Annotated in this window: 23 protein-coding genes; 14 read left to right on the top strand and 9 right to left on the bottom strand. The window is 44.2% G+C overall.

All coding sequences use genetic code 11. The features are described from left to right. Positions 1 to 273, top strand: a 273-nt coding sequence (locus RLN88_RS06245; RefSeq protein ID WP_350220521.1) for a hypothetical protein, incomplete at its 5' end; no start/stop codon positions are given. Next, a complete protein-coding gene (locus RLN88_RS06240) occupies positions 260 to 592 on the top strand; it encodes a type II toxin-antitoxin system PemK/MazF family toxin (RefSeq protein ID WP_350220520.1) in 333 nt (110 codons plus the stop codon). The genes RLN88_RS06245 and RLN88_RS06240, both read left to right, overlap by 14 nt. Before the next feature lie 26 nt (positions 593 to 618). Here RLN88_RS06240 and RLN88_RS06235 read toward each other — a convergent pair whose 3' ends face one another. Next, complete coding sequence (locus RLN88_RS06235; RefSeq protein WP_350220519.1) at positions 619 to 3,063, bottom strand: zinc-dependent metalloprotease; 2,445 nt, start codon at positions 3,061 to 3,063, stop codon at positions 619 to 621. 94 nt (positions 3,064 to 3,157) lie between these two features. Between RLN88_RS06235 and RLN88_RS06230 the strand changes: the two genes are divergently transcribed. After that, positions 3,158 to 3,694 carry a 2'-5' RNA ligase family protein gene (locus RLN88_RS06230; protein ID WP_350220518.1) on the top strand — a complete coding sequence of 179 codons (537 nt, stop codon included), beginning with the start codon at positions 3,158 to 3,160 and terminating at the stop codon, positions 3,692 to 3,694. Here the strand turns inward: RLN88_RS06230 and RLN88_RS06225 are convergent. Beyond that, the gene (locus RLN88_RS06225; RefSeq protein ID WP_350220517.1) at positions 3,691 to 4,179 is read right to left on the bottom strand and encodes a DUF6702 family protein; all 489 of its coding nucleotides are present in this window, start codon (positions 4,177 to 4,179) and stop codon (positions 3,691 to 3,693) included. The genes RLN88_RS06230 and RLN88_RS06225 overlap by 4 nt on opposite strands. Before the next feature lie 104 nt (positions 4,180 to 4,283). Between RLN88_RS06225 and RLN88_RS06220 the strand changes: the two genes are divergently transcribed. The 5 genes from RLN88_RS06220 to RLN88_RS06200 all read left to right on the top strand — a co-directional run bounded on the left by RLN88_RS06220 (position 4,284) and on the right by RLN88_RS06200 (position 9,825). Then, entirely contained in the window at positions 4,284 to 4,871 is a 588-nt protein-coding gene (locus RLN88_RS06220) for a HupE/UreJ family protein (protein WP_350220516.1), read from the top strand. 21 nt (positions 4,872 to 4,892) lie between these two features. Continuing rightward, positions 4,893 to 7,139, top strand: coding sequence for a M1 family metallopeptidase (locus RLN88_RS06215; protein WP_350220515.1), 2,247 nt, complete (start codon positions 4,893 to 4,895; stop codon positions 7,137 to 7,139). Positions 7,140 to 7,224: 85 nt separating this feature from the next. Then, complete coding sequence (locus RLN88_RS06210) at positions 7,225 to 8,028, top strand: hypothetical protein (RefSeq protein ID WP_350220514.1); 804 nt, start codon at positions 7,225 to 7,227, stop codon at positions 8,026 to 8,028. A 120-nt stretch (positions 8,029 to 8,148) separates the two neighbouring features. Next, positions 8,149 to 9,519, top strand: a complete 1,371-nt coding sequence (locus RLN88_RS06205) for a sensor histidine kinase (protein ID WP_350220513.1) — start codon at positions 8,149 to 8,151, stop codon at positions 9,517 to 9,519. Between the two features lie 24 nt (positions 9,520 to 9,543). Then, positions 9,544 to 9,825 carry a DUF427 domain-containing protein gene (locus RLN88_RS06200; RefSeq protein WP_350220512.1) on the top strand — a complete coding sequence of 94 codons (282 nt, stop codon included), beginning with the start codon at positions 9,544 to 9,546 and terminating at the stop codon, positions 9,823 to 9,825. Here RLN88_RS06200 and RLN88_RS06195 read toward each other — a convergent pair. Further along, positions 9,822 to 11,024: a lipoprotein N-acyltransferase Lnb domain-containing protein gene (locus tag RLN88_RS06195; RefSeq protein ID WP_350220511.1), complete on the bottom strand. Its 1,203-nt coding sequence runs from the start codon at positions 11,022 to 11,024 to the stop codon at positions 9,822 to 9,824. The two genes, RLN88_RS06200 and RLN88_RS06195, sit on opposite strands and share 4 nt — an antisense overlap. A gap of 27 nt (positions 11,025 to 11,051) precedes the next feature. Here RLN88_RS06195 and RLN88_RS06190 point away from each other — a divergent pair, with 27 nt between their 5' ends. Both RLN88_RS06190 and RLN88_RS06185 read left to right on the top strand, forming a co-directional pair. Beyond that, positions 11,052 to 12,074: a radical SAM/SPASM domain-containing protein gene (locus RLN88_RS06190; protein WP_350220510.1), complete on the top strand. Its 1,023-nt coding sequence runs from the start codon at positions 11,052 to 11,054 to the stop codon at positions 12,072 to 12,074. A gap of 33 nt (positions 12,075 to 12,107) precedes the next feature. After that, the gene (locus tag RLN88_RS06185) at positions 12,108 to 14,081 is read left to right on the top strand and encodes an alpha-ketoacid dehydrogenase subunit alpha/beta (protein WP_350220509.1); all 1,974 of its coding nucleotides are present in this window, start codon (positions 12,108 to 12,110) and stop codon (positions 14,079 to 14,081) included. Positions 14,082 to 14,090: 9 nt separating this feature from the next. Here the strand turns inward: RLN88_RS06185 and RLN88_RS06180 are convergent, their stop codons facing one another. Continuing rightward, positions 14,091 to 14,705, bottom strand: coding sequence for a porin family protein (locus RLN88_RS06180; protein WP_350220508.1), 615 nt, complete (start codon positions 14,703 to 14,705; stop codon positions 14,091 to 14,093). Between the two features lie 42 nt (positions 14,706 to 14,747). On the opposite strand from RLN88_RS06180, the gene gldB reads away from it, so the two are divergent. After that, on the top strand, positions 14,748 to 15,728 hold the full coding sequence (gene gldB / locus RLN88_RS06175; protein ID WP_350220507.1) for a gliding motility lipoprotein GldB: 981 nt from the start codon (positions 14,748 to 14,750) through the stop codon (positions 15,726 to 15,728). A 48-nt stretch (positions 15,729 to 15,776) separates the two neighbouring features. Here gldB and RLN88_RS06170 read toward each other — a convergent pair whose 3' ends face one another. The 4 genes from RLN88_RS06170 to RLN88_RS06155 form a co-directional block, all read right to left on the bottom strand. Then, positions 15,777 to 16,979, bottom strand: a complete 1,203-nt coding sequence (locus RLN88_RS06170) for a glycosyltransferase family 4 protein (RefSeq protein WP_350220506.1) — start codon at positions 16,977 to 16,979, stop codon at positions 15,777 to 15,779. 92 nt (positions 16,980 to 17,071) lie between these two features. After that, a complete protein-coding gene (gene nth / locus RLN88_RS06165; protein ID WP_350220505.1) occupies positions 17,072 to 17,722 on the bottom strand; it encodes an endonuclease III in 651 nt (216 codons plus the stop codon). A 117-nt stretch (positions 17,723 to 17,839) separates the two neighbouring features. Continuing rightward, positions 17,840 to 18,070 carry an anti-sigma factor gene (locus tag RLN88_RS06160; protein WP_350220504.1) on the bottom strand — a complete coding sequence of 77 codons (231 nt, stop codon included), beginning with the start codon at positions 18,068 to 18,070 and terminating at the stop codon, positions 17,840 to 17,842. Next, positions 18,045 to 18,644 carry an RNA polymerase sigma factor gene (locus RLN88_RS06155; protein ID WP_350220503.1) on the bottom strand — a complete coding sequence of 200 codons (600 nt, stop codon included), beginning with the start codon at positions 18,642 to 18,644 and terminating at the stop codon, positions 18,045 to 18,047. Before RLN88_RS06155 ends, RLN88_RS06160 begins: the two co-directional genes overlap by 26 nt. A 179-nt stretch (positions 18,645 to 18,823) precedes the next feature. Between RLN88_RS06155 and uvrA the strand changes: the two genes are divergently transcribed. Next, a complete protein-coding gene (gene uvrA / locus RLN88_RS06150) occupies positions 18,824 to 21,616 on the top strand; it encodes an excinuclease ABC subunit UvrA (RefSeq protein WP_350220502.1) in 2,793 nt (930 codons plus the stop codon). On the opposite strand, the gene RLN88_RS06145 is transcribed toward uvrA, so the two are convergent. Then, positions 21,611 to 22,021 carry a tellurite resistance TerB family protein gene (locus tag RLN88_RS06145; protein ID WP_350220501.1) on the bottom strand — a complete coding sequence of 137 codons (411 nt, stop codon included), beginning with the start codon at positions 22,019 to 22,021 and terminating at the stop codon, positions 21,611 to 21,613. The genes uvrA and RLN88_RS06145 overlap by 6 nt on opposite strands. 167 nt (positions 22,022 to 22,188) lie before the next feature. Between RLN88_RS06145 and tpiA the strand changes: the two genes are divergently transcribed. Then, positions 22,189 to 22,953: a triose-phosphate isomerase gene (tpiA, locus tag RLN88_RS06140; protein ID WP_350220500.1), complete on the top strand. Its 765-nt coding sequence runs from the start codon at positions 22,189 to 22,191 to the stop codon at positions 22,951 to 22,953. Beyond that, complete coding sequence (gene prmA, locus RLN88_RS06135) at positions 22,953 to 23,777, top strand: 50S ribosomal protein L11 methyltransferase (protein ID WP_350220499.1); 825 nt, start codon at positions 22,953 to 22,955, stop codon at positions 23,775 to 23,777. Before tpiA ends, prmA begins: the two co-directional genes overlap by 1 nt. Positions 23,778 to 23,822 lie beyond the last annotated feature (45 nt).

Genomic DNA, 23,822 nt, shown 5'->3' with positions numbered 1-23,822 from the left:
TTATATTTATATTTATATTTTATAAATACAATGGCGACTTTTACCAGTACCCTTCCGGACGAGCTTTTGAAGATGCTTTCTGCAAAAGCAAAGGAACTAAGCCTTCCCAAGAATAAGATCATGGAAAAGGCATTGCGTATTTATTTGGATCAACTAAACAGAGCTGAGTATGCTAAATCTTACAAATCTCTGGGTGATGATGATGAAATCATGGGTATTGCTGAAGAGGGAATGGAGGAGTACCTAAAGCAAATAGTTGATGAGGCAAGGTGAGATTTGGTATGCTGACCTAAATCCGACGAAAGGGAGCGAACAATCTGGTTTCAGGCCGGTGGTCATTGTAAGTGGTGATCTCCTCAATACTCACCTCAAAACAGTGATCATTTGCCCTCTTACAACTAAGGTAAAAGAGTACAAAGGCAACCCTGTTCTCGAACCAAACAAGCAAAACAAGCTTTCAGAAAAATCTGAGGTACTAGTTTTTCATATCAGATCGGTATCCAAAGATCGATTGGTCAGAAAAATTGGTACTGTTTCTAAGAGGGAGGTAAACCAAATTCAGACAACCGTTCAGGATATTTTGAGGTATTGAAGTTCCCCGGAATAAACCCGGAAACATCAAAAATCACAGCTTCCAATCGGTGAGCCATCCGGTGCTTTGATCCTATCCAGAATTTTGAATTCGCCCGGCTCTTCCATGAAACGAACAATCCTGCCAACGACATATCGATAGTAAGTGCCATCATCATTCATCTTTCGATCTATTCTTCCATTTGCAAAAGTTCGAATCTCTTTGATTTTGCTTATTGCCTTTGCCCTAACCTCATCATAGGCACGGTCATTCACGGCTAATCCCATGAGATGGTTTAGCATCTCCATTTCCACCACACGCTGAATGGTACGATCCAAAGAGTTCGAAGAGGGACTCATCCAGACCGCCAGTGTGATTCGATCAAGTACGTTATCTACCCCTGGCTGATCATTGTTTCGAGCTTTAAATGTTAGCAATCGATTGAACCTGTCTGCATTGAAAATGAAACTAAATGGAACACTGGCTGCTGTTTCTACAGCTGCCAGATAGTCAAATGCAGGTCCTGTCTTTGATTGGAAAGTCTCCCTCGATCGTGGGTATCCAAAAGCACGAGGCGGGATTTGGCCAAGTAATGCCTCGGGTAGTTTCAAATGCTCGGGTTTTACGGTATTGAGCAAAGCCTCAAGTGCTGCCATCTGCTCATCGGCTGACAACATTTCGGTCACTACTTCATCTCCACCTCTCAGCGCATAGCTGTAGTTCAGACCTCCGATAATCTTGGAAGCTCCATCTACTTGATAGCGATGAAAAAGATACATTGGCACCAATGCTTCCTCAATGGAGCTCATTGGCATTCCGGTTTTGATTGCCTTTTCGGAAAACTTGTCAAGAATGATCCTTCTGATTTTCATCATCCGGTTAAGCTCTACAGCAGCGTTTGTGCCATTGTCCCAAAGGTGGGCTTCCGAATGAAGTCCACTGGATGGTCTTGCATCCTGATCCGTGATGTATCTTAAATCATTGTCAAAAGCTTCATCAAGAATTTCTTTCAGTTTCTTCTCATTTTCACCTTCCGGAAAATCACTGTAACCGTAACGTATAGTCACTTTATCCCACGCCCCAATTTTGTCATCGTATGCTTCACTCAAATCAATATTACCCTGCTCATCCATTTTCACAAACGGGTGTGGATAGTCCATCACAGATGCTCGGTCATTTACACTTGCAGCAAAATTGTGAGCCAGTCCGATCGTATGTCCCACCTCATGAGCGGAAAGCTGTCGCAATCGAGCCAGGGCCATTTCTGTCATGGCATTTGGTTGCTCATCCCCATTTTCATACGGTTGCAAGAGTCCGGTTGCTATCAGAAAATCCTGACGCACCCGTAATGACCCCAGGCTCACATGCCCCTTGATCATTTCACCTGTGCGGGGGTCGGTGATGCCACCACCATAGCTCCAGCCACGAGTAGAGCGATGCACCCACTGAATCACATTGTATCGGACATCCAGGGGATGAGCGCCTTCTGGCATGACTTTCACCTGAAAGGCATCTTTGTATCCGGCAGCTTCAAACGCCTGATTCCACCAGCTGGCCCCCTCTATCAAAGCCGAGCGAATAGGTTCCGGTGCACCGCGATCCACATAATAGATGATCGGCTCTACCGGCTCACTCACTACAGCATTCGGGTCTTTCTTTTCCAGCCTATGCCTAACGATAAATCGCTTAACCAAGGGATCCTCAATTGGAGTGGCGTAATCCTGATAGGTGATGTTGAAAAATCCTGAGCGAGGATCAAATACCCGAGGGGTATAGTTATCGTCCGGCAGCTCTATGAAGCTGTGATGAGTACGGACCGTCAATGCGTCCGGTGTAGGCGTAACTGATCTCAACCACCAACCTTTTGTATCTCCGCTAAAGGTGAGAAGTGACTCAAACTCAGTGTTTTTGGGAAAGTTGAAAGTGGCATCCATATAGATAGCCGATCGGGATTTGTCTACTGAGAAATTTCCCTGGCTGGTCCTGTTGAGGGTTCCACTTACATCGTGCGAATCCCGAAGGAGAAAATCGGTGATATCGATCAGGTAAGCACTTTGATTTTTGGTTCTAATTTCGAATCCACCAATGACCGAACTTGCAAATGCTTCCGCAACGGACTTCACCTCATCCTGATTATCGCTCACGGCGCGGTAGTCATAGTTGGGCTGAATTAGCAGGAGCTTGTTCCCGTGCTTTTCAAACCTTACCACCCGCTCTCCGCCGAGCTGCCCCCTATCCAGGCCAATGTCATTGGAGCCAATTCCTGCAGCTAGCGAATGGACATAGAGAAATTCCTGATTGATTTTATCGACTTCCAGAAACATGCGACCGACCTCTTCATCGTAGTAGAAGTTGAAGAAGCCTTCTTGCTTCTGCATGCTGGACGTAAAGTCTGCTATCCCGTCAGAGGGCTTAGCGTTTGTACTTTTCTTTTGACTGGTGGCGTCACAGGCAAACGCCATGACGATAAGAAACGGGATGATTTTTTTCATAATACTTCGTTAGGTCATTCTGAACTTGTTTCAGAATCTTCTTGATTTCTAATTGACCCTGAAATAAATTCAGGGTGACAGTAAATATAACCATTTGGAAAGCCTCTATTTCATAGCGATCGTACCACCGGCAGATATTCAGGATGAGATCACCAAACTGAAGCATGAAGTCGCGGATAAATATGACAGCAAACATGCCCTCAGATCACCTCCTCATATCACTTTGCATATGCCATTTAAGTGGAAAGACAAACGCTTCTTTGAGCTAGAAGGCGTCATGAAGAAGCTGAATGATGGCCTCAATCCGTTTCGGACTGAACTAAAAGGTTTCGACTTTTTCGAACCGAGGGTAGTGTTTGTGAATGTAGTGGATAATGAAGACCTCAATCAGCTGCAAAAGCAGGTGGTGGATCTTTGCAGAAAGGAGCTGAAACTGGACAATGCCAACTACAAAAACCGGCCGTTTCATCCGCACGTGACTATTGCCTTTCGGGATTTGAAGAAGCCAATTTTTTACGAAGCGAAGAAGGAGTTTGAACTGCGGAAAGTGGGGTTCGAGTTTCGAGTGGAGAAGGTTGCGCTATTGAAACACGATGGTATGAAGTGGAATGTGGTGGTTTTTGGGGACTAGTTTCCCCACTCAAAAACCTCTTCTGCATTTCCCTTATACAACCTGGCACTCTGCACATCATCAAAAGCCCTGAAATGTACCAGGTTTTCCTGATCGGCCCATACTTCGTGTAGGATCGCATTTCTTACCTTCACTTTTTCCAGCTTCTTCACTTTTTCTATTTCGATGTAGCACCACATCACATCATCCTCAATCTCGGCTCCAATGTAGTTTAGCTCATATTCCCGGTCTTTTTCATCCCATAGCTTTACTCGTTCCAGCACATACTTCTTCAGGTTTTCTCTCACGAAATCCCAGTTTGCCTCGTCTTTGATGTCCAGTGTTTGGTTGCCAGTATATTCTCTAAGTGCCAGCTCCAGGTCATCCAGAAAAATACGGCTGCTAATCTGAAGTACTTTTTTGTCCTCTTTGTATTTGATATCAGACACGCTCACATGGAAGGGATGAAGGAATGATTGAAAAATGATGAGTGCTAGTGTAATCATGAGTCAAATCTACGCAAACGGCGTGCCTATGATCAATACCGCTCATCAAATCCTTCCAAGGGTAAAATCGGGAGATCACTTCCTTGACTTATATTCGCTAACCCATGAGTGAGTTTCAATTGTACTACGGGCTTGGTTTTGACCATATCCTGGATGTAAACGGCTATGACCACATCCTTTTTGTGGTAGTGCTTTGCGCCCTTTATCAGTCCACCGACTGGAAGAAGGTATTGATCCTCGTTACGGCATTTACCATCGGTCATTCCATCACATTGGCCCTGGCCACCATGCGGATCATAAAGGTCAATGCAGACCTGATTGAGTTTCTCATTCCCGTCACTATTTTGGTGACGGCTATTTCTAATCTTTTTACCAAAGAAGACCGAATTGCCGAAGGTAAAATCTGGCGAAACTATATGTATGCCGGGTTCTTTGGCCTCATACACGGGCTTGGTTTTTCCAACTATCTGAGAGCATTGCTCGGCGGGGATGAGACTATCATTTTGCAATTATTTGCCTTTAATATAGGATTAGAGGTAGGTCAAATAATAGTTGTTGGATTATTCATGCTTATCAGCGCAATTTTCGTCGGATTGGGAGGCGTGAGTAGAAAAGACTGGAAAATGATCATCTCGTCGGCAGTGGGTGGTATCGCACTTATGCTCATGCTGGACACCAATTATTTGAATTAAAAACTATTAACTAAGGAACCTATGAAAAATAGCATTCTACTAATCGTTGCGTTTTTAGTGACGACTGTGATAACTGCGCAGGATCAAAAACAAAAGGACACAGAGTGGGAGCAAAAATTTGAGCAGCTTGGAACCATGCTGCCCACCCCTAATGTGTATCGCACCGCATCAGGTGCACCCGGCCATCAGTACTGGCAGCAAAAAGCTGACTACAAAATGAAAATCACACTGGATGACAACAACCAGTCAATCACCGGAAGTGAGACCATCACCTACTACAACAACTCACCGGATAATTTGGAATACCTGTGGGTGCAGCTTGATCAAAATGTAAGGGCAAGGGATTCTGATTCTCCGCTGATCGACCAGAGCAGCATGAATGATACGCTCAGTGCATTTTCAGTTTTCAATTTAGTGGGAGATCAAGATTATGACGGTGGCTTCAAAATCAAATCGGTAAAGAGTGATGGTAAAGACATGTCTTATACCATCAATAAAACCATGATGCGCATAGACCTGGCTCAGCCGCTTAAGTCTGGCGAGAATATGTCATTCAATATCTCATGGATGTACAACATCAACAATCGCATGAATGATTTTGGACGATCTGGTTTGGAGTACTTCCCGGAAGAGGGTAATTATCTGTACACCATCGCACAGTTTTTCCCAAGAATGGCGGTTTATATTGACAATGAAGGCTGGCAAAACAAGCAATTCCTGGGAAGAGGGGAGTTTGCCCTGACTTTCGGTGACTATGAAGTGGAGCTGACTGTACCTGAAGATTTTGTGGTGGGAGCAACAGGAACTCTCCAAAATGCGAAAGAAGTCCTCACCGATGAGCAAATGCAACGCTTCGAGCAGGCCAAGAAAAGCTACGAAAAGCCGGTGATCATTGTAACTGAGAAAGAAGCAAGAAAAGCCGAGAAAACGAAGGCGACCGGTACCAAAACCTGGAAGTTCAAGGCAGAAAATGTGCGGGACTATGCGTTCTGTGCATCCAGAAAATTCATCTGGGACGCCATGGCTGTGAAGCTTGAAAACGGATCTGAGCCGCTGGCTATGTCTTACTACCCAAAAGAAGGAAATCCGCTATGGGAAGAATGGTCAACCATTGCAGTAGCTCAGACATTGAAAACCTATTCCAAGTTCACCATAGACTATCCATATCCAATTGCTATCTCTGTACACACTGCCTCAATTGGGATGGAATACCCGATGATCTGCTTCAATTACGGTCGCCCGGATGCCGATGGCAGCTACACCGATCAGAAAAAGCATGGAATGATCTCTGTAATTATTCACGAGGTAGGTCACAACTTCTTCCCCATGATTATCAACTCGGATGAGCGCCAGTGGACATGGATGGACGAAGGGTTGAATACATTTGTCCAGTACCTGACTGAGCAAGAGTTGGAGGAAAATTATCTGGATTATGAGTACCCATCCCGAAGAGGCCCGGCAGCCAATATTGTTCCGTACATGAGTGGAGAAAGGGGCTTGGTAAGGCCAATTATGACCAACTCTGAGCAAATCAGACAGTTTGGCAACAATGCCTACGCAAAACCTGCAACCGCACTAAACATTCTAAGAGAAACGGTAATGGGGCCTGAGCTTTTTGACAAAGCATTTAAAACTTACGCACAGCGATGGGCATTTAAGCATCCAACACCGGCCGATCTTTTCCGCACCATGGAAGATGCATCGGCGGTAGATCTGGACTGGTTTTGGAGAGGCTGGTTCTATGGTACAGACTATGTAGATGTGGACCTTGCCAATGTACGATGGTTTCAAATGCAGACCGAAGAAAATGGATTGGAAACCAGAAACATCAAAGGTGCCGGACAAGGGATAGACACCAAGAACGATGGCAAAAAGGATTTTGGTAGCAATCCACAACCCTTTGTATTTAAGGATTGGACAGGAAGTGTAGGAGAGTTCCAGACTTCTCTCAATAATGAAAAGATCAAGCAAGTAGCTCAAGGCAAAAACTTCTACGAGCTTACCTTGAAAAATAAAGGCGGGCTGGTTACTCCTGTGTTGATTCAGTGGACATATGCCGATGGCTCAGTGGAACTGGAAAAAATCCCAGCCGAAATCTGGAAGATGGATGAAAAAGAAGTCACAAAAGTTTTCATGAAAGACAAAGAAGTAACTAAAATTGTGATTGATCCGGATCAGAAGACTGCCGATGCGTACACGGATAACAATGTTTTCCCACGATCCGAGGAAGGCGATAGGTTCGAGCAGTTTAAGGACGGAAAAGACTAACGAACACAACCAACCTAAACTATAAGGGAGACCCATGAAGGTCTCCTTTTTTATTTTCTATCTTTAACCAAACAGCAAATCAGCCATGAGAAATTTACTATACACAATCTTCGCTTTAATCATTCTCTCATCCTGCTCCACCGGTGGCTCTTCATCTGATGAAGCAGCAGATAGCACTGCCACTGGAGGAGAGTTCATTGCATACAACAATCCTCCTGCGGAGGGATTTAATCAGGAAGGCTCAGACCTCCTGGCCACATTGCTGGCCGATAAAACCATGCTGGCCATGGGTGGCAGAAGGGCCTGGGACAACACCCGATACCTCAGCTGGAATTTCTTTGGGCGCAGAAATCACATTTGGGACAAATGGACTGGAGATGTGCGAATAGAAGAACCTGCCAGCAACCTGACCATCCTCATGAATATCAACACCAAAGAAGGGAAAGTAATGAAAGGGGAAACAGCAGTCACCGACTCATTAGACTTTTACCTTCAGCGTGGATATGAGCTTTGGGTCAATGACTCATATTGGCTCGTGATGCCATTTAAACTCAAAGATTCGGGTGTGACTTTGAAGTATTTGCGTGAAGACACAACGCTAACCGGCAAGCTTTCAGACGTAGTGAGCTTGTCTTTTGAAGATGTGGGCGTAACCCCGGAAAATGTGTATGAAGTATGGATAGATGCTGATTCGAAGCTGGTGACTCAATGGGCCTATTATCAGGATTCTACCACACTTGAACCGCGATTTATCACTCCCTGGGCGGATTATAATAAGTATGGTGAAATTATGCTCTCTGGCGACAGGGGCAACTATAAACTCTCAGATATTAAGGTGATGTATGAAGTACCTGAGGGAATATTCACCGATTTTGACACGGTATTGTAAGTACAGGTGCCCTAAAATTTTAAGTTCAACGATTGTAAGGGCTTAAAATTTCCAAATCAGGAGATTTTACCTTTTCTTACAATAACTGCCATGTTTCCTGAAGCCGTCAAAATAGTTTCCATGCAATACGTGACGCAAGTGCTCCTTGCGTTGGTCATCATGCTCATACTTAGGAAATTTTATCGGCAGTATAAAAACGATTTTTACCTGCTTTGGTCCTGGAGTTGGCTTGCACTGGCAATAAATATATTTGGATCATGTGTTTCGCTGGCCAATGCGTTTCTGCTTCCACTCGATCATCCGTTCAGGATTCTGATGTCCATTATCACAGTAGCGGCCAGTTTTTTGCAAATCCTGTGGCTCTACTCCGGCACCTTGGAAATCTCCAGAAATCAGCGGATGAACCGAAAACTGGTAAAGCTCATTTCATATGCCATCGTTCCCATCACCATCGTTCTCGTTCTTATCAGTTTTGACAATTCGGATGCCGGGGCTTCTCGGATTTTTTTTCGGGTGGGCATTAAGTCCCTCCTGGCTGGCGTGATTTTCATTACCTGTGCTATCATGCTCTTCAGGATGACCCAAACCGGAATAGGGATTCGATTTATCATTTTCTCCTTTCTCTCTTACGGCCTACTACAATTCAATTATTTTCTGGAGGTGCTGCTTGAATTATACCTGATTGATTACCCACTTGAAGTGCCTTATTATGCCGGGGCTATTGATATTTTTCTGCTGGCACTCATGGGTCTTGGTATGATCATCAGCGTGCTGGAAGTGGAGCAGCACAACCTCAAAAAAGCCAATTCTGAGCTGGACACGTTTCTATATCGCTCCTCACACGATTTGCGAGCCCCCCTCACCACCATTTCGGGCATTGTTTCCGTGATCCGTGCCACCGATGACCCGGAGAAAAAGGAAGAGTTCTTCAATGCGATCCAGGATCGATTGCTACAAGCTGACAATGTAATTCGTGACATCATCACACTCAGAAAAGGCCAGAAAATGGATCTGAGCATCATCGAAATAAATCTGGTTGGAGAAATTGAAAAGGAATATCAATGCCTGGTAGACCCAAATAAAAAGTACCCCAAGCTTACTCTTGAGTCACACGGGGAAGATCTTATTTATACAGATAGCGCGAGACTACATACCATACTTACCAATATCCTGGGGAATGCAATCAAGTACCATGACATGAATAGTAAAAATCCGGAAATACGTGTGAGGATTGAAAGTGCAGACAAGGGGAAAAACATCATAATATCTGATAATGGGCCCGGGATCGATCAAAAACACCTACCAAAAATCTTCGAAATGTTTTATCGGGCAAACAAAGCCTCAAATGGTACAGGACTTGGCCTGTACTTGGTAAAAGACGCCCTGGAGCATATGGGTGGCAGCATCGGTGTGTCTTCCGAAAAAGGCAAGGGGACGACATTTGAAATCTATTTGAAAGACATGGAGCAAACCATTCGTAAGGATATTTGATTGTAGTTATAAACATCTGAACTTATGAAAGCAACATGGAATGGCGAAGTGATCGCCGAAAGTGACGAGACAGTGGTCGTGGAAGGAAATCACTACTTCCCACCCTCATCGATCAAGAAGGAATTTTTCAAGGAAACTGATACCCACACCGTTTGCCCCTGGAAGGGAACTGCCAGTTATTACTCACTGGAGGTAAACGGGGAAGAAAATAAAGATGCTGCGTGGTACTATCCTGAAACAAGTGAGCTTGCCAAAAACATCAAAGGGTATGTGGCCTTTTGGAATGGCGTGAAAGTGGAAGGTTAGGGTTTTCCATTATCTGATAAAATTGGAGCCTTTTTAGATTTCAAATAATAGCTGTTGTAAAAGCTCCGAAGTACCAGCGTCAAAACAAGAGGCACCAGCGACTGGTGGAGCGGCTGAGGCAGCATGGCCCATACAATCAGCAGCAAACAGTACCAGTAGGCCATCACCTTAAAGTACCTGCTGAAAAATATCCTATATTTTTCCTTCTTCACAAAGAAGACGAGCGGAAGGTGGAAGGGCAATGCCCACAGGATGTTAAGATTGTTTTGGGATAGATGCTCCGTACCAAACCAGAGAAAAACCACCCACCATCCGGCAAATCCCACAAGAGAAAAAAGTAGTGAATCGATCCAGCCTGTCCGCTTTCCGTACTTCATGTTTCTATGGGTGATCAACCCAGCGATGAAGAAAACCAGGATAAACGTGTTCAAAGGGGTCATCAGAGTGTTTGAATGCACCTCTTCAGAAGGAGCAAACACAATTACCTCTTTCGAAACCAAAGGAACTTTTGTGCTATCCCAATCAATAGTTGCGCCTGAAAATGCTTTGAAGATGTACTCCGGAAGAAACATGTATTCCTTACCCTCCGCTTCTCTATCGACTTGCATACCGAGCCCAATATCAATCGCCAAATCTCCCCAAGGTTGATAATCCAGGTAATCTTCCATCAAATCACGGATGGTTTTTCCTTCTTTCTTATAGCTCAGGTCAAACGCTATGCGATTCGGGAAAAGCTCTTCCGGAACATCACGGATTTTCGTGGCACAATTGTCATATACATAGTTGTAGAGATATTCGGCATTCTCGGGCTGCACATTCCATTGAAGAAAATCGAAGAATTGCTGCTTTTCCTCAGAAGTCAAATTGAGGTACTGCTCTTTCACATACCGATTCTGACTTTTATAATACCTGACAACACGATCGTATTTACTGACTCCCACACGATACTTGAGAAGTCCCTGAGCGAAGTTTAGAAAGAAATTTTCCTGCTCGAAATCATACAGGCCATAGTTATAAAACCAGTCGATCCCCCGCTTAGAATCTACCACCCGAATACCACTATGGCCAAAGGCAGACCACACCTCCCCCTGATAAGGGCCAATGGTCACAACTGCAATCTCGGCCCCCTCAGACAATCTGATTTGTGCGGTGGAAAAAGTGGAGAGAAAAATTAGGACGCTCAGAAATACGAATCTCATGATTCAAGTGTTTACTTTGTTTTTGCAATGATTGTCAATCTGCACGATAGCATCTCACTCGCTTCAAAGCTAACGCCAAAAAGGGTTTCAAATGCCTGGAACATATGGCGAAGTTATCAGCGCTCTATCAAAACAGGGAAATCCTCAATGATTGGATTACCCATTAGCATGGCTATTGAACCGACAACCGCTTGCAATCTCAGGTGCCCGGAATGCCCCAGCGGACTGAGATCATTTACCCGGCCTACGGGAAAACTGGACACACAGCTTTTCGAAAAAATCATGCAGGATGTGCATGAGCACCTGATCTATCTTACCTTCTACTTCCAGGGTGAGCCCTATCTCAATCCTCAGTTTCTGGATATGGTGAAAGTGGCTGACAAGTTTAAAATCTATACGACCACCTCCACCAACGCTCATTTTCTGGATGATGGGAATGCCAGAAAAACAGTAGAGTCAGGGCTGAATAGATTGATTATTTCTATCGACGGTGCATCTCAGGAAACATACGAATCTTACCGAAAAGAAGGCGATCTCACCAAAGTGCTGGAGGGAACCCAAAATATTTTAAAGTGGAGAAAGGAATTGAAATCCAAAAGCCCAAAAGTCGTCTGGCAGTTTCTGGTAGTTCGGCCAAATGAACATGAAATCCCCAAAATCAAAAAGCTGGCAAAAGAGTTCGGTGTGGACAAAGTCGCTTTTAAAACCGCCCAGATTTATGACTATGAAAATGGCAGCCCACTAATCCCAACTATGGACAAATACAGCCGCTATCGGCCAAACGGTGATGGCTCTTATTCTATCAAAAACGAGCTCGAAAACAAATGCTGGAAGATGTGGCAGAGCTGTGTTGTCACCTGGGACGGTCAGGTTATTCCCTGCTGTTTCGACAAAGATGCGAGCCACAGCATGGGTAGTGTTTCTGAAAAATCATTCGAAGAAATCTGGTTTTCAAAACCCTACCAAAACTTCAGAAATGCATTACTAAATTCCCGATCTGAAATTGAAATTTGTAAAAACTGCACCGAGGGGCTTACGGTTTGGGCCTGATGCACTTATTTCGCATCTAGATTTATTAACCCCATGAAATTCGACCGGAAAAACCGAACCAACGAAGAGCTTTTAGCCATCCACAAGGCGCTCGTAACCCCACGTTTGATCGAGGATAAAATGCTCATTCTGCTTCGTCAGGGTAAGATTAGCAAATGGTTTTCCGGCATTGGGCAGGAGGCTATTTCCGTAGGAGCTGCCTTAGCACTCAACAAGGATGAATACATCCTTCCCATGCACCGAAACCTCGGAGTATTTACTTCAAGAGGCGTCCCCTTCCAGCGGTTGTTTTCCCAATTTCAGGGAAAAATAAATGGATTCACCAAAGGCAGGGATCGAAGCTTCCACTTCGGCACTCAGGATTACAAGATTGTGGGGATGATCTCACACCTGGGTCCGCAGTTAGGTATTGCTGATGGGATTGCCCTTTCTCATTTACTGAAAAAAGAGGAGAAGGTCAGCTTAGTATTTACCGGCGATGGGGGCACCAGCGAAGGAGATTTTCATGAAGCTGTAAACGTGGCATCTGTCTGGAAACTCCCTGTGATTTTCGTGATCGAAAACAATGGCTATGGACTTTCCACACCAAGCCGGGAGCAGTTCAACTTCAATTCATTTGTCGTAAAAGGTCCTGCCTATGGTATGGAGGCCTACAGTGTAGAAGGCAACTCCATTCTGGAAGTGCTGAATGAACTTGAGCCGCTGGTAGAAGATATCCGAAAGAATCCCCGACCAATCATTTTCGAAGCGAAGACCTTTCGGATGAGAGGGCATGAAGAAGCTTCCGGCACCAAGTACGTACCCAAAGAGCTCATGGAGCACTGGGCCAAAAAAGATCCGGTGAAAGCATTTGAAAGCTACCTCATCAAAGAAAAGGTGTGTACCAATGATCAAATCACGGACATCAGAAAGGCCATTCAAAAAGAAATTAGTGATGCAGTAAAAGAAGCATTTGCTGAAGAGCCGGTCACGGCCAGCACAGAAACAGAAGTAGCGGATGTGTACTTCCCATACGAACAAAAAGTAGTTGCTCCGAAAGGCAAAAAATCATCCAAGCGCTTTGTGGATGCCATCTCAGATGGCCTGCGACAGTCTCTGGAAAAGCACCCTGACCTGGTGGTGATGGGACAGGACATTGCTGATTATGGAGGGGTATTCAAAATCACCGAAGGCTTCATGGAGCAGTTTGGCAAAGACCGAATCCGTAACACTCCGCTTTGTGAATCTGCAATTGTAGGTACAGGCCTTGGTTTGAGCATTGCGGGAATGAAGTCTGTTGTTGAAATGCAATTCGCCGATTTCGTAACGGAAGGCTTCAACCAAATTGTAAACAACCTTGCAAAGATCCACTACCGATGGGGTCAAAACGCAGATGTGGTTGTGCGAATGCCAACAGGTGCCGGAGTGGGAGCAGGCCCTTTTCACTCTCAATCCAATGAGGCATGGTTTTTCCACACGCCTGGGTTAAAAATTGTGTATCCGTCAAATCCTGTAGACGCAAAAGGACTGCTTGCAGCGGCTATTGAGGACCCTAATCCATATTTATACTTTGAGCACAAGGCGCTGTACCGATCACTCACCGAGGATGTCCCGGATGCCTATTATACCACAGAAGTTGGTAAGGCAGCCATTGTCAAAGAAGGTTCGGATATTACCATTGTGACTTACGGAATGGGCGTGCACTGGGCACTGCAACTTGCAAATCAATCGGATGATTCCATTGAGGTAATTGATCTCAGAACTCTATTGCCTTGGGATAAGAAAACAGTAGAAGCTTCAGCAAAGAAAACGGGACGTGTGCTGGTACTTCATGAAGACTGCCTTACAGGAGGAATCGGCGGAGAGATTGCAGCCTGGATTTCGGAGCATTGCTTTGAGCACCTGGATGCGCCAGTGATGAGAGAAGCCAGCCTGGACACACCGGTTCCATTCGCAGCAGATTTAGAGAAGAATTTTCTTCCGAATGAGCGACTGGAGAAACGAGTGAAAAACTTACTTTCTTACTGATAAAGGAATTTAGAACTTCACTCCTAGGTCAATAGAAAAGATCGTATTGCGAAGCTGAAGATCTCCAAAAGGAGCCTCAGCACTATTTACGACATTGACCAACCCACGCTGATAGGAAAACCCTCCAAAGATCGTCGTGTTTATTCCGGCGCGGAATTCGACACCTGCTCCCAGGATCACAGGTATATCAATAGGAGTAAACTTTTCTATTGTGGTGAAAGATGGGTCTTCTTCTTCATTGAAAACCATGATCTCCAAAGCAGAACCTATCTGAAGGTATCCTTTCAGGTCTGGCGCTATCTCATTCGTGAAAAGTTTCAACGTTGCAGGAATCTGAAGGTACTGAAGCTTGTACTCTTCTTCAATCGTTCCAGTCACATCTCTAAAAGCCACCCTCTTCGGAAGGTAGACTAAACCGGAGCTAAGAAAATAGGTATCAGATAGTGTTTTATCAGCAATCAGACCGATGGAGAATTTCATCTTAGAACCGTCGTTTTCAACCGTTTGGGCGTCATTTTTTGCTCTGTTTGCAGCAATAACTGGAGCTAGTTTCAAACCAAGTTTGATCTGTGCCTGCGATCCAAATGCTGAAAGAACGATGAGTAGGAAAAGAAACTTCTTCATGTGTCGTTGATACTTCTAAATTTGCCATCAAAAATAGATAGTATGCGAGTAGTCCTCCTAATGATTTGCCTTGTTTTCTTGGCCTCATGCAATAGCCAGCCCTGCAGGGAGTCTGTAGAGCCACTCAGCATAGATTTGAAGGTAGAACGATTAGAGCAGGAGCTCTTTCAAAGCCAATCTTCAGAGCAGGTAGAAGCATTTTTAGAAAATCAACAGGACTTTGCGCAGTTTTTTCTTCACGCTGATCAGTACCCTGCAGATTCCGTCCTGGCCAACCGCATATTTGGACTTATTCAAAACCCCTCTATCGATACACTTTATCAGGAATCTGTGGGTGCTTTCGAAAACTTTGATGAGGTGGTAAAAACACTTGAGGATGGTCTTGGGAGATTGAAAATGTATTATCCCAATGCCCCATCTCCGGTGGTTCAAACTTGCGTGACCGGATTATATAATGACCTTTTTATTTCCAATGATCACATAATGATCGGAATGGACTTTTTTATCGGCGAAGGAGCAACCTATGCTCCACAGCAAATTCCTCATTATATCCTTCGACGGTACAATACTGAGCATCTGGCCGCAAGCATTTTGCAGTTTATCTCCAGCCAGTACATTGCAAAAAGCAAGGGAGATGCCATGCTGGCTGAAATGATCGATTACGGAAAGTCGTATTTTCTGCTAAGTAAAATCCTCCCCTGCACTCCAGGCAATATCCTGATTGGTTACACCGAAGAAGAGTGGGTAGATATTTACAAAAATGATGCAATCATCTGGGCCAATTTTGTGCAAAATGAATGGCTGTATGAAGCCGATCACACCATGAAACAGCGATTTATTGGAGAGCGACCCGTGGTTTATGAAATTGGTGATAAGTGCCCGGGGCGAATAGGGAGATGGTTGGGCTGGGAGATTGTGAATGCTTACGCTGAGAAAACTGGTGCTTCCGTTCAGGAAATTATGGCGGAAACCGACTTCAACAAGATATTTACTGAATCAAAATACAAACCATCAGGTAGCTAATTCATTCCCCTCCTTGGAGCGGTTCGACGCTTCGAGGCTAGGGGTGGGTCAAGCCGTCAAAATATACACCTCAGATTCTGTGACCTCAAACTTGTATTCGTTGTTGAGGATTTTCAGCAGCTTGGTTATTTGAATATTCTTGTCATAATACAGTTCTGCAAGCTTTCGTCCGTTTCTCTGGTACCTGGCTAGTAATTCAGGAGACTCCAGGAAGACCTTCAGTTTTCTTACAAACTCCGAAGAAGAATGGGGATCGTGATGGAATCCGCACTTATTTTTTTTGATCAGGTTTTTGATCCAGCCTTCAAAGTTTATGATGGTGAGCTTACCGGAGGCCAGCGAGTCAAAAAACTTATTCGGGCTTCCCGTGCCCAGCACTTCCACATCCTTAAACGACACATACACCGCATCACTTTTATCCAGAAGATTTTTCACACAGTGCTTACTGGAGTGAGGATAAAAGGAAACGTTCCGTAACCTTTTAGTCATGCTCTTTAGCCGCTTCAGCTCCGAGCCATATCCAATGATATTGAAGTGGACAGGAAGGTTGGCCTCTTTCGACTGTCTCGCCGCATCAATCAAATATTCGAGGTGATTCGCCTTTCCGAGCGCACCACAATAAGTAATCTGAAACTGGTTGTTTTCACTGAAATCCCCCACACTATATTCGGCCTCAAAGAATGAGCAATCTGCCATGTTGGGGATCACATACACTTTGGTATGGGGGCTCACTTTCTCAATGTAATTTCTGATCGCCGGTGATAATGCAATTACCTTATCTGCTTCAAAATAGAATCTCCTCTCCAAAGAATAAAGCCATTTCTTGAGCCAGGCATACTTTATGATCTCCATTTGTATTGGTGCCTCCGGCCACAAATCCCCCACCTCAAAATAGTACGGCAGATCGAGTTCTTTTTTTAGATAAGTGGCGATGAATCCGGTGGTCAGCGGAGTGGTCATCACATAAGCCAGATCTTGCTTTGGCAAGCCCAGAGCTTCCTTTCGAGCCAAACGAACAAATCGGTAAAACGCCCACAGACGCTGCAAAAATCCAAAACTATTATCATAAGGAACTGGCAAGTAGTGCACTTCAATGCCATCCACTTTTTTCACTTCATACGATGAGTTGTGAGCTGTAAGCATGGTCACTTGATGACCTGCTTCTGACAATCCCTTTGCCAGATAATATGATCTGATGGATCCTCCTTCTTCAGGAGTTTTAAAATATTGGTGGACGTAAAGAATTCTCATTCTGAGCCTTAAAGATGGTTGCTTATTTGAAAATAGCAAATCTGTTTTCGAAGAAACCAACCATGTATTCGGCAATAGGTACTATTTCACCATTACACGTTCAGAAAATTCTTCTCGTAGTACTTGCAGAAGTGAGTGATCTCACACTTTTCACACTGGGGCTTTCGGGCGAGGCAAGTGTAACGTCCATGAAGGATGAGCCAATGATGCGCTCGTGAAATATATTCCTCAGGGATATGTTTTACGAGCTGCTTTTCTACCTCTAATGGAGTTTTAGCCGTTTGGGTAACCAAGCCTAATCTTTTGGAAACTCGAAACACATGCGTGTCTACAGCCATAGCAGGCTGATTGTAGAGCACCGAAACAATCACATTGGCCGTCTTCCTCCCCACACCCTGTAAAGAGGTGAGCTCTTTGATTGTAGTTGGAATTTCCGAATTGAATTCTTCGACAAGCCTTTTACTAAGAGATAGCAGGTGTTTGGTCTTATTGTTCGGATACGACACGCTCCTTATGTAAGGAAACAATTCATCAAAGTGGCTAGCCGCCATGTACTCAGGAGTAGGAAAATCCCTGAATAAAGCAGGCGTAACCTTATTGATCCTTGCGTCGGTACATTGTGCACTCAGCACAACAGCCACAAGTAGCTCAAACGGATTCGAATACTGTAATTCGGTTTCCGGTTGGGGGTAAGATTCTGAAAAGTATTTGACGAATGCTTCGTATCGCTCCTTCTTGGTCATCGCCTAAAATTAGAATAGATTCTGAAACAAGTTCAGAATGACAATTAATAATAAAAAAGTCATGCTGAATTTAATCCGTAGTGGAACAGTCAGCATCTAAAGTCTAATTTCTAGGGTCTAACTACTAACAGTTAGGTTTTTCGATGCATAAAGAATCCTAGAAACAACATCCTGTGGAGCTTTGATTGTCAAAGCTTCTAAAGCAGATTTTGCTTCTTCCATTTCATCCAAACTTGCTCGGAGTTCCATGTCAGCACACAGCGATTCTTTGATCTCCAATCGCTCGTCCTCATTTACCTCGTCATATAGAAATCTTACTAAATCATCTTTTGTAAAGGTTTTTGTCATACGCGTTTTGGGTTTGCTCAAACTTTTTTCTCAAGTTTATCAAAGCATACCTCATCCTTCCTAGCGCCGTATTGATACTTACATCTGTTGCATCAGCGATTTCCTGAAAACTCATCTTCATGTAGTGTCGCATTACGAGCACCTCACGCTGTGAGTTTGGTAAATCCTTGATGTAGGCTTTCAGAAGGTTGTAGGTATCTTGTTTGATATGTTCTTCTTCAATAGACGACTCTGAAAAATCAAGTGTGTTAAACACACTGCTGCCATCCTCCATCACGATCATCGGATAGCGTTTCGCTTTTCTAAAGTGGTCTATGGACAGGTTGTGAGCGATTCTTAGAATCCATGGAAGAAACTTTCCTTCCTCATTATACCTGCCGGATTTGATGGTACGAATTGCCTTGATGAAAACCTCCTGCATGAGATCTTCGGCAGTATACCTGTCTTTTACAATTAAATAGATGGTGGTAAAAACCCGATCCTTATGACGATTGAGGAGCTCCTCAAATGCCTCTTCGTTTCCTCCAATATAGAGGGATAGCAATTCGCTATCATTCAAACTTGTCTTATTCATGTATTTCACCTGTTTGTTAACGTAGAGGTCTATATCATATTATAGGGTTTAGGGTTAGAAATATTTTAAGCGGACAAGAATATAAAATTTCAACAACTCGGAAAAGTCTGCACCTTATTTTTGCGCGGCATGAAACCGAATTCTTTTGTTAGTGTTTCATAGACAGGCAGACCCCCAAAATGGTTGGAAATATCGATAATCTGGATCCTAAAGAATACATCATCATCAAAGGTGCTCGGGTGAATAACCTGAAGAATCTGGATGTAGCTATCCCACGTGACCAACTAGTGGTGATCACAGGTTTATCAGGTTCCGGCAAATCTTCACTTGCCTTTGACACTCTCTTTGCAGAAGGTCAGAGGAAGTATGTAGAAAGTTTAAGCTCCTATGCCCGTCAATTTTTGGGCAGAATGGAGAAGCCTGAAGTGGACTACATCAAGGGTGTAGCCCCAGCCATTGCCATTGAGCAAAAAGTTTCTTCGAGAAATCCTCGATCCACCGTAGGTACCACAACAGAGATCTACGACTATTTAAAGCTTCTTTTCGCTAGAATAGGAAAAACCATTTCTCCTGCTTCGGGCAAAGAAGTGAAAAAAGACACGGTGACTGATGTGGTGGATTACATCCTCTCTCATGAAGAAGGATCTAAACTTATGATCACCACCCCACTCAAGCAAAAAGAAAAGCGAACCCTGACAAAAGAGTTTCAAATCTTGATGAGTAAAGGCTATAACAGGGTGCTCATCGAAAACGAAGTGGCATATATTCAGGATGTTTTAGATAGCAAGAAAACGCCGAACGGGAATGTTGAAATTCTTATAGATAGGGCCGTGGTTCAAAATGATGAAGCCACACAGTTCAGGCTCGCCGATTCGGTGCAAACGGCCTTCTTCGAAGGAGAAGGAGACTGCCTGGTGACCATAGTAGGGAAAGGAAAAAAGAATTTTTCGGATCGTTTTGAACTCGATGGAATTCTGTTTGAGGAACCTTCTGTTAATTTTTTTAGCTTCAATAATCCGTATGGTGCATGTAGAAAATGCGAAGGGTTTGGACGGGTTTTGGGCATAGATCCTGATCTTGTGATTCCAGACAGAAACCTGTCAGTGTATGAGGGGGCCATCGCTCCTTGGAAAGGAGAAACCATGAAAAAGTGGGCTGAACCTTTGCTACGAGACGGTATACGATTTGATTTCCCAATCCATCGCCCTATTGCTGAGCTGACTCAGGAACAATACGACCTCCTCTGGACAGGCAATGAATATTTTGATGGACTAAATGCTTTTTTTGCTCATCTGGAATCCAAGCTCCATAAAATCCAGTATCGGGTTATGCTCTCCCGGTACCGGGGCAAAACTACCTGCCCGGATTGTAGAGGAACAAAGCTGCGAAAAGACGCCAGTTACGTAAAAATTGACGGGCACTCGATCACAGATTTGGTTTTGATGCCGGTCAAAAAGTTGAGACCCTTTTTCGATTCTGTCAAGCTAAGCAAGCACGATGAAAAAGTAGCTAAACGAATCCTGGAAGAAATCAAAAACCGGCTTTCATATCTGGATCAGGTTGGGCTTGGATACCTCACGCTCAATCGGCTCACAAGCACACTCTCCGGTGGAGAATTTCAACGAATCAAGCTGGCTACTTCATTGGGAAGTGCACTAGTTGGTTCCATGTACATTTTGGATGAACCGAGCATTGGATTGCATCCAAGAGACACGGATAGGCTGATCGATGTATTAAAAACACTTCGCGATGTAGGTAACACTGTCATTGTTGTGGAGCATGAGGAAAAGGTGATGGAGGCGGCTGATCAAATCATCGACATTGGACCGGATGCGGGAGTGTTTGGTGGAGAGTTGGTATTTCAAGGCAAGACTTCAGATATGAATGGAGAAACCAACTCCTACACCTCGAAATACCTTCAAGGAAAAGAAACCATTCCGGTACCGGAGAGAAGAAGACCCTGGAGAACTTCAATCCAGATTGAGGGAGCAAGAGAAAACAACCTCAAAAATATTGATGTAGAAATTCCTCTTGGTGTACTTACAGTTGTTACGGGTGTGAGTGGTTCTGGCAAATCTACACTTGTGCGCAAAATCATTCACCCGGCCATTGGAAAACAGTTAGGATTGATTGGGGAGGCATCAGGAAAATTTACCAATCTGACTGGCAATTATAAAAAAATCACTCAGGTAGAATTTGTAGATCAAAACCCCATAGGGAAAAGCTCTCGGTCCAACCCGGTAACCTATGTGAAAGCATATGATTCAATCCGTCAACTCTACTCTGAACAACCACTTTCTAAAACCAACAACTTTAAACCAGCACATTTTTCTTTCAATGTAGATGGAGGTAGATGTGAAGTCTGCGAAGGGGAGGGAACCGTGAAAATTGAAATGCAGTTTATGGCGGACCTCCACCTGACTTGTGAAAATTGTAGTGGTAAAAGATTTAAGAAAGAGATTCTGGAAGTCAAATACAATGACAAGAACATTTCAGATGTGCTTGACCTTTCCGTACAGGAAGCACTAGAATTCTTCGAAGGAAATAATACAATCACCAATAAACTTCAGCCTCTTTTCGATGTAGGACTAGGCTATGTGAAACTTGGCCAGGGATCAAACTCGCTGAGTGGTGGAGAGGCACAGCGGGTGAAGCTTGCATCCTTTCTATCGAAAGGCAGTAAAACGAATAACACTGATCACATCCTCTTCATCTTTGATGAACCAACTACCGGACTCCACTTTCATGATATCAAGAAGTTATTAGATGCTATCAATGCACTAGTGGAAGGTGGAAATTCTGTCCTGATTATCGAACATAATACTGAAGTAATCAAAAATGCGGATTGGATCATTGATCTTGGTCCAGAGGGTGGAGAAGAAGGTGGTAATTTGTGCTTCGCTGGTACTCCAGAGGAGATGATCAAGCTCAAGGATAATTATACAGCCAAGTATTTGAAGGAGAAGCTATAGCTCTTCCTCCACCATATACTTCCTCATCCGGTGATTGATACTCCCAACATTAGGGGTGACGTTGGGGTTCCCCTCAATAATCCCCGATAAAAACCCGATGGCCTTTTCCTCAAAACCAAGTGCCTTGGCCACCCTCTCGCTGAATTTAATTTCACTCAACAAAACCTTTCCATCGATCTTCATGAGCTTGACAGTGTAGACCAGAATATCGACCTTATCATCAAAGGTCAGATTCTTTACAAGATTTCCTGTTTTATCCGCATGCTGAAGAAGTTCCTTTAGCTCTTTCATGGATAAGCCCTCCAGTTCCGCTAAATGACGAATAAACTCCTTTTCGGAGTTATCAAACTCTCCGTCTGCCTGAGCTATTCCTATCAGTGCCCTGAACTTTACAACATCCTTCATATTATCAGCTTTTATGATTTGCCAAGATGGCTAGAAAAGAATCGAAATTACCTAAATCCGAAATACTAATCGATAAGCGCGCATCTACACCTATGAGCAGAAGACTTTTTCTCAACGATCAAATACCCTAAGCTTGCTATCATTGCAGTCTGAAAACATACTTGAGCATGAGAAAACAAATAGTAGCTGGAAACTGGAAGATGAACTGTACCCTGCCGGAAGGAAAAAAGCTGGCTTCAGAAGTCATTCACATGGTGGAAGACGAGGTAAACAACAATGCAGAGGTTGTTCTCATCCCGCCCTTCATTCATCTCACCGGCATCTTCAATCTCATTGGTTCATCAAGTAAAATTTCCCTGGGTGCTCAGAATTGTCACCAAAGCCAAAGTGGTGCCTACACCGGCGAAGTTTCAGCTGCTATGCTGGTCTCTTGCGGAGCTACCTATGTAATTCTCGGCCACAGTGAACGGAGGGAATTTTTCGGGGAAACGGATGAATTGCTTGCAGAGAAGGTAAGCTTTGCTTTAGAAAATAACCTGACCCCTATTTTCTGCTGCGGCGAAAGGCTGGAAGTGCGAGAGGCAGGAGATCACGAGTCGCTGGTTGACACTCAGGTGGAAAAAGCGCTATTTGGCCTTTCAGAAGACCAGATCAGGAAAGTAGTGATTGCATACGAGCCTGTCTGGGCCATTGGCACGGGGAAAACTGCCAGCGCTGAGCAAGCTCAGGAAATGCATGCTTTCATCAGGGAGCAACTATCCGCTAAATATTCCCGGGAGGTGGCAGACTCCATTTCCATTCTCTATGGAGGAAGTGTGAAGCCGGAAAATGCCAAGGAAATTTTCTCCCAGCCAGATGTAGATGGAGGCCTGATCGGTGGGGCCAGTCTGAAATCTCGCGACTTCACCAACATCATTAAAGCGTTCGATTGATGGATTTTGTCACAATCAAAGTCACCTGCCCGCCTGATTTGTCGGAGGTACTGATTGCCGAGCTTTTCGAAATCGGTTTTGACTCCTTTCAGGAATTTGATGATGGGTTTGAGGGCAGTTGCAATCAGGAAAGCTATGATGATGCGAAAGTCAATGAGATCATCGCCCTGTTTCCAAATATTGGTTTTGAGATCAAGGAGCAGGAAAAAATCAATTGGAACGAGGAGTGGGAGAAAAACTACGACCCCATCATCGTGGGTGACAAGTGTATCGTGCGTGCTTCATTTCACCAGCCACAGCCCCAGTTTGAATACGAAATCATCGTTACCCCAAAAATGTCCTTTGGTACAGGGCACCATGCCACCACCTATCAGGTATTAGATTACCAAATAGGCCTTAATCACGCAAACAAGCGGGTACTTGATGTCGGCACTGGCACTGGCATTTTAGCAATCATGGCTGCCAGGCGAGGAGCCAGCACATTGGTTGCCACGGATATTGATGACTGGTGCATTGAAAATAGCGAAGAGAATTTTGCGTTAAATGACGTGAAAGACGTAGAGTTGATCAAGGGACAAATCTCGGAAGTAGGTGCTCACGATTTTGATATTGTGATAGCCAACATCAACAAGAATGTGTTGCTGGATCAAACTGGTGAATATACCAGGAGGCTGGTCAATGGAGGACAGCTCATATTGAGTGGCTTTTACGAAAATGATGTGGATGACCTGGTGAGAGAAGCCGAAAATCATCACCTCAAAAAACTTAAAACCACGACCAGAGACAATTGGGCTATGCTGGCCCTGGAAAAACTCTCCGTCTAAAACAGACGTCTATGTGGCGATAGACTGTATACTTATAAATATCTT

It is taken from the genome of Ekhidna sp. (assembly GCF_040223195.1).
Taxonomy (GTDB): Bacteria; Bacteroidota; Bacteroidia; order Cytophagales; family Cyclobacteriaceae; genus Ekhidna.
Note: the sequence above shows the minus strand (reverse complement) of the source record. Positions and strands in the feature narration are given on the sequence as shown.

Bases quoted from the DNA above. Each gene is read 5' to 3' on its own strand.
- RLN88_RS06220 (WP_350220516.1), top strand. From the start codon at position 4,284: ATGAGTGAGTTTCAATTGTACTACGGGCTTGGTTTTGACCATATCCTG.
- RLN88_RS06190 (WP_350220510.1), top strand. From the start codon at position 11,052: ATGATTGTCAATCTGCACGATAGCATCTCACTCGCTTCAAAGCTAACG.
- RLN88_RS06205 (WP_350220513.1), top strand. From the start codon at position 8,149: ATGCAATACGTGACGCAAGTGCTCCTTGCGTTGGTCATCATGCTCATA.
- RLN88_RS06225 (WP_350220517.1), bottom strand. From the start codon at position 4,179: ATGATTACACTAGCACTCATCATTTTTCAATCATTCCTTCATCCCTTC.
- RLN88_RS06195 (WP_350220511.1), bottom strand. From the start codon at position 11,024: ATGAGATTCGTATTTCTGAGCGTCCTAATTTTTCTCTCCACTTTTTCC.
- tpiA (WP_350220500.1), top strand. From the start codon at position 22,189: ATGAGAAAACAAATAGTAGCTGGAAACTGGAAGATGAACTGTACCCTG.
- RLN88_RS06160 (WP_350220504.1), bottom strand. From the start codon at position 18,070: ATGACAAAAACCTTTACAAAAGATGATTTAGTAAGATTTCTATATGAC.
- RLN88_RS06180 (WP_350220508.1), bottom strand. From the start codon at position 14,705: ATGAAGAAGTTTCTTTTCCTACTCATCGTTCTTTCAGCATTTGGATCG.
- RLN88_RS06170 (WP_350220506.1), bottom strand. From the start codon at position 16,979: ATGAGAATTCTTTACGTCCACCAATATTTTAAAACTCCTGAAGAAGGA.
- RLN88_RS06210 (WP_350220514.1), top strand. From the start codon at position 7,225: ATGAGAAATTTACTATACACAATCTTCGCTTTAATCATTCTCTCATCC.
- RLN88_RS06185 (WP_350220509.1), top strand. From the start codon at position 12,108: ATGAAATTCGACCGGAAAAACCGAACCAACGAAGAGCTTTTAGCCATC.
- RLN88_RS06235 (WP_350220519.1), bottom strand. From the start codon at position 3,063: ATGAAAAAAATCATCCCGTTTCTTATCGTCATGGCGTTTGCCTGTGAC.
- uvrA (WP_350220502.1), top strand. From the start codon at position 18,824: ATGGTTGGAAATATCGATAATCTGGATCCTAAAGAATACATCATCATC.
- RLN88_RS06240 (WP_350220520.1), top strand. From the start codon at position 260: ATGAGGCAAGGTGAGATTTGGTATGCTGACCTAAATCCGACGAAAGGG.
- RLN88_RS06215 (WP_350220515.1), top strand. From the start codon at position 4,893: ATGAAAAATAGCATTCTACTAATCGTTGCGTTTTTAGTGACGACTGTG.
- RLN88_RS06200 (WP_350220512.1), top strand. From the start codon at position 9,544: ATGAAAGCAACATGGAATGGCGAAGTGATCGCCGAAAGTGACGAGACA.
- nth (WP_350220505.1), bottom strand. From the start codon at position 17,722: ATGACCAAGAAGGAGCGATACGAAGCATTCGTCAAATACTTTTCAGAA.
- RLN88_RS06155 (WP_350220503.1), bottom strand. From the start codon at position 18,644: ATGAATAAGACAAGTTTGAATGATAGCGAATTGCTATCCCTCTATATT.
- prmA (WP_350220499.1), top strand. From the start codon at position 22,953: ATGGATTTTGTCACAATCAAAGTCACCTGCCCGCCTGATTTGTCGGAG.
- gldB (WP_350220507.1), top strand. From the start codon at position 14,748: ATGCGAGTAGTCCTCCTAATGATTTGCCTTGTTTTCTTGGCCTCATGC.
- RLN88_RS06145 (WP_350220501.1), bottom strand. From the start codon at position 22,021: ATGAAGGATGTTGTAAAGTTCAGGGCACTGATAGGAATAGCTCAGGCA.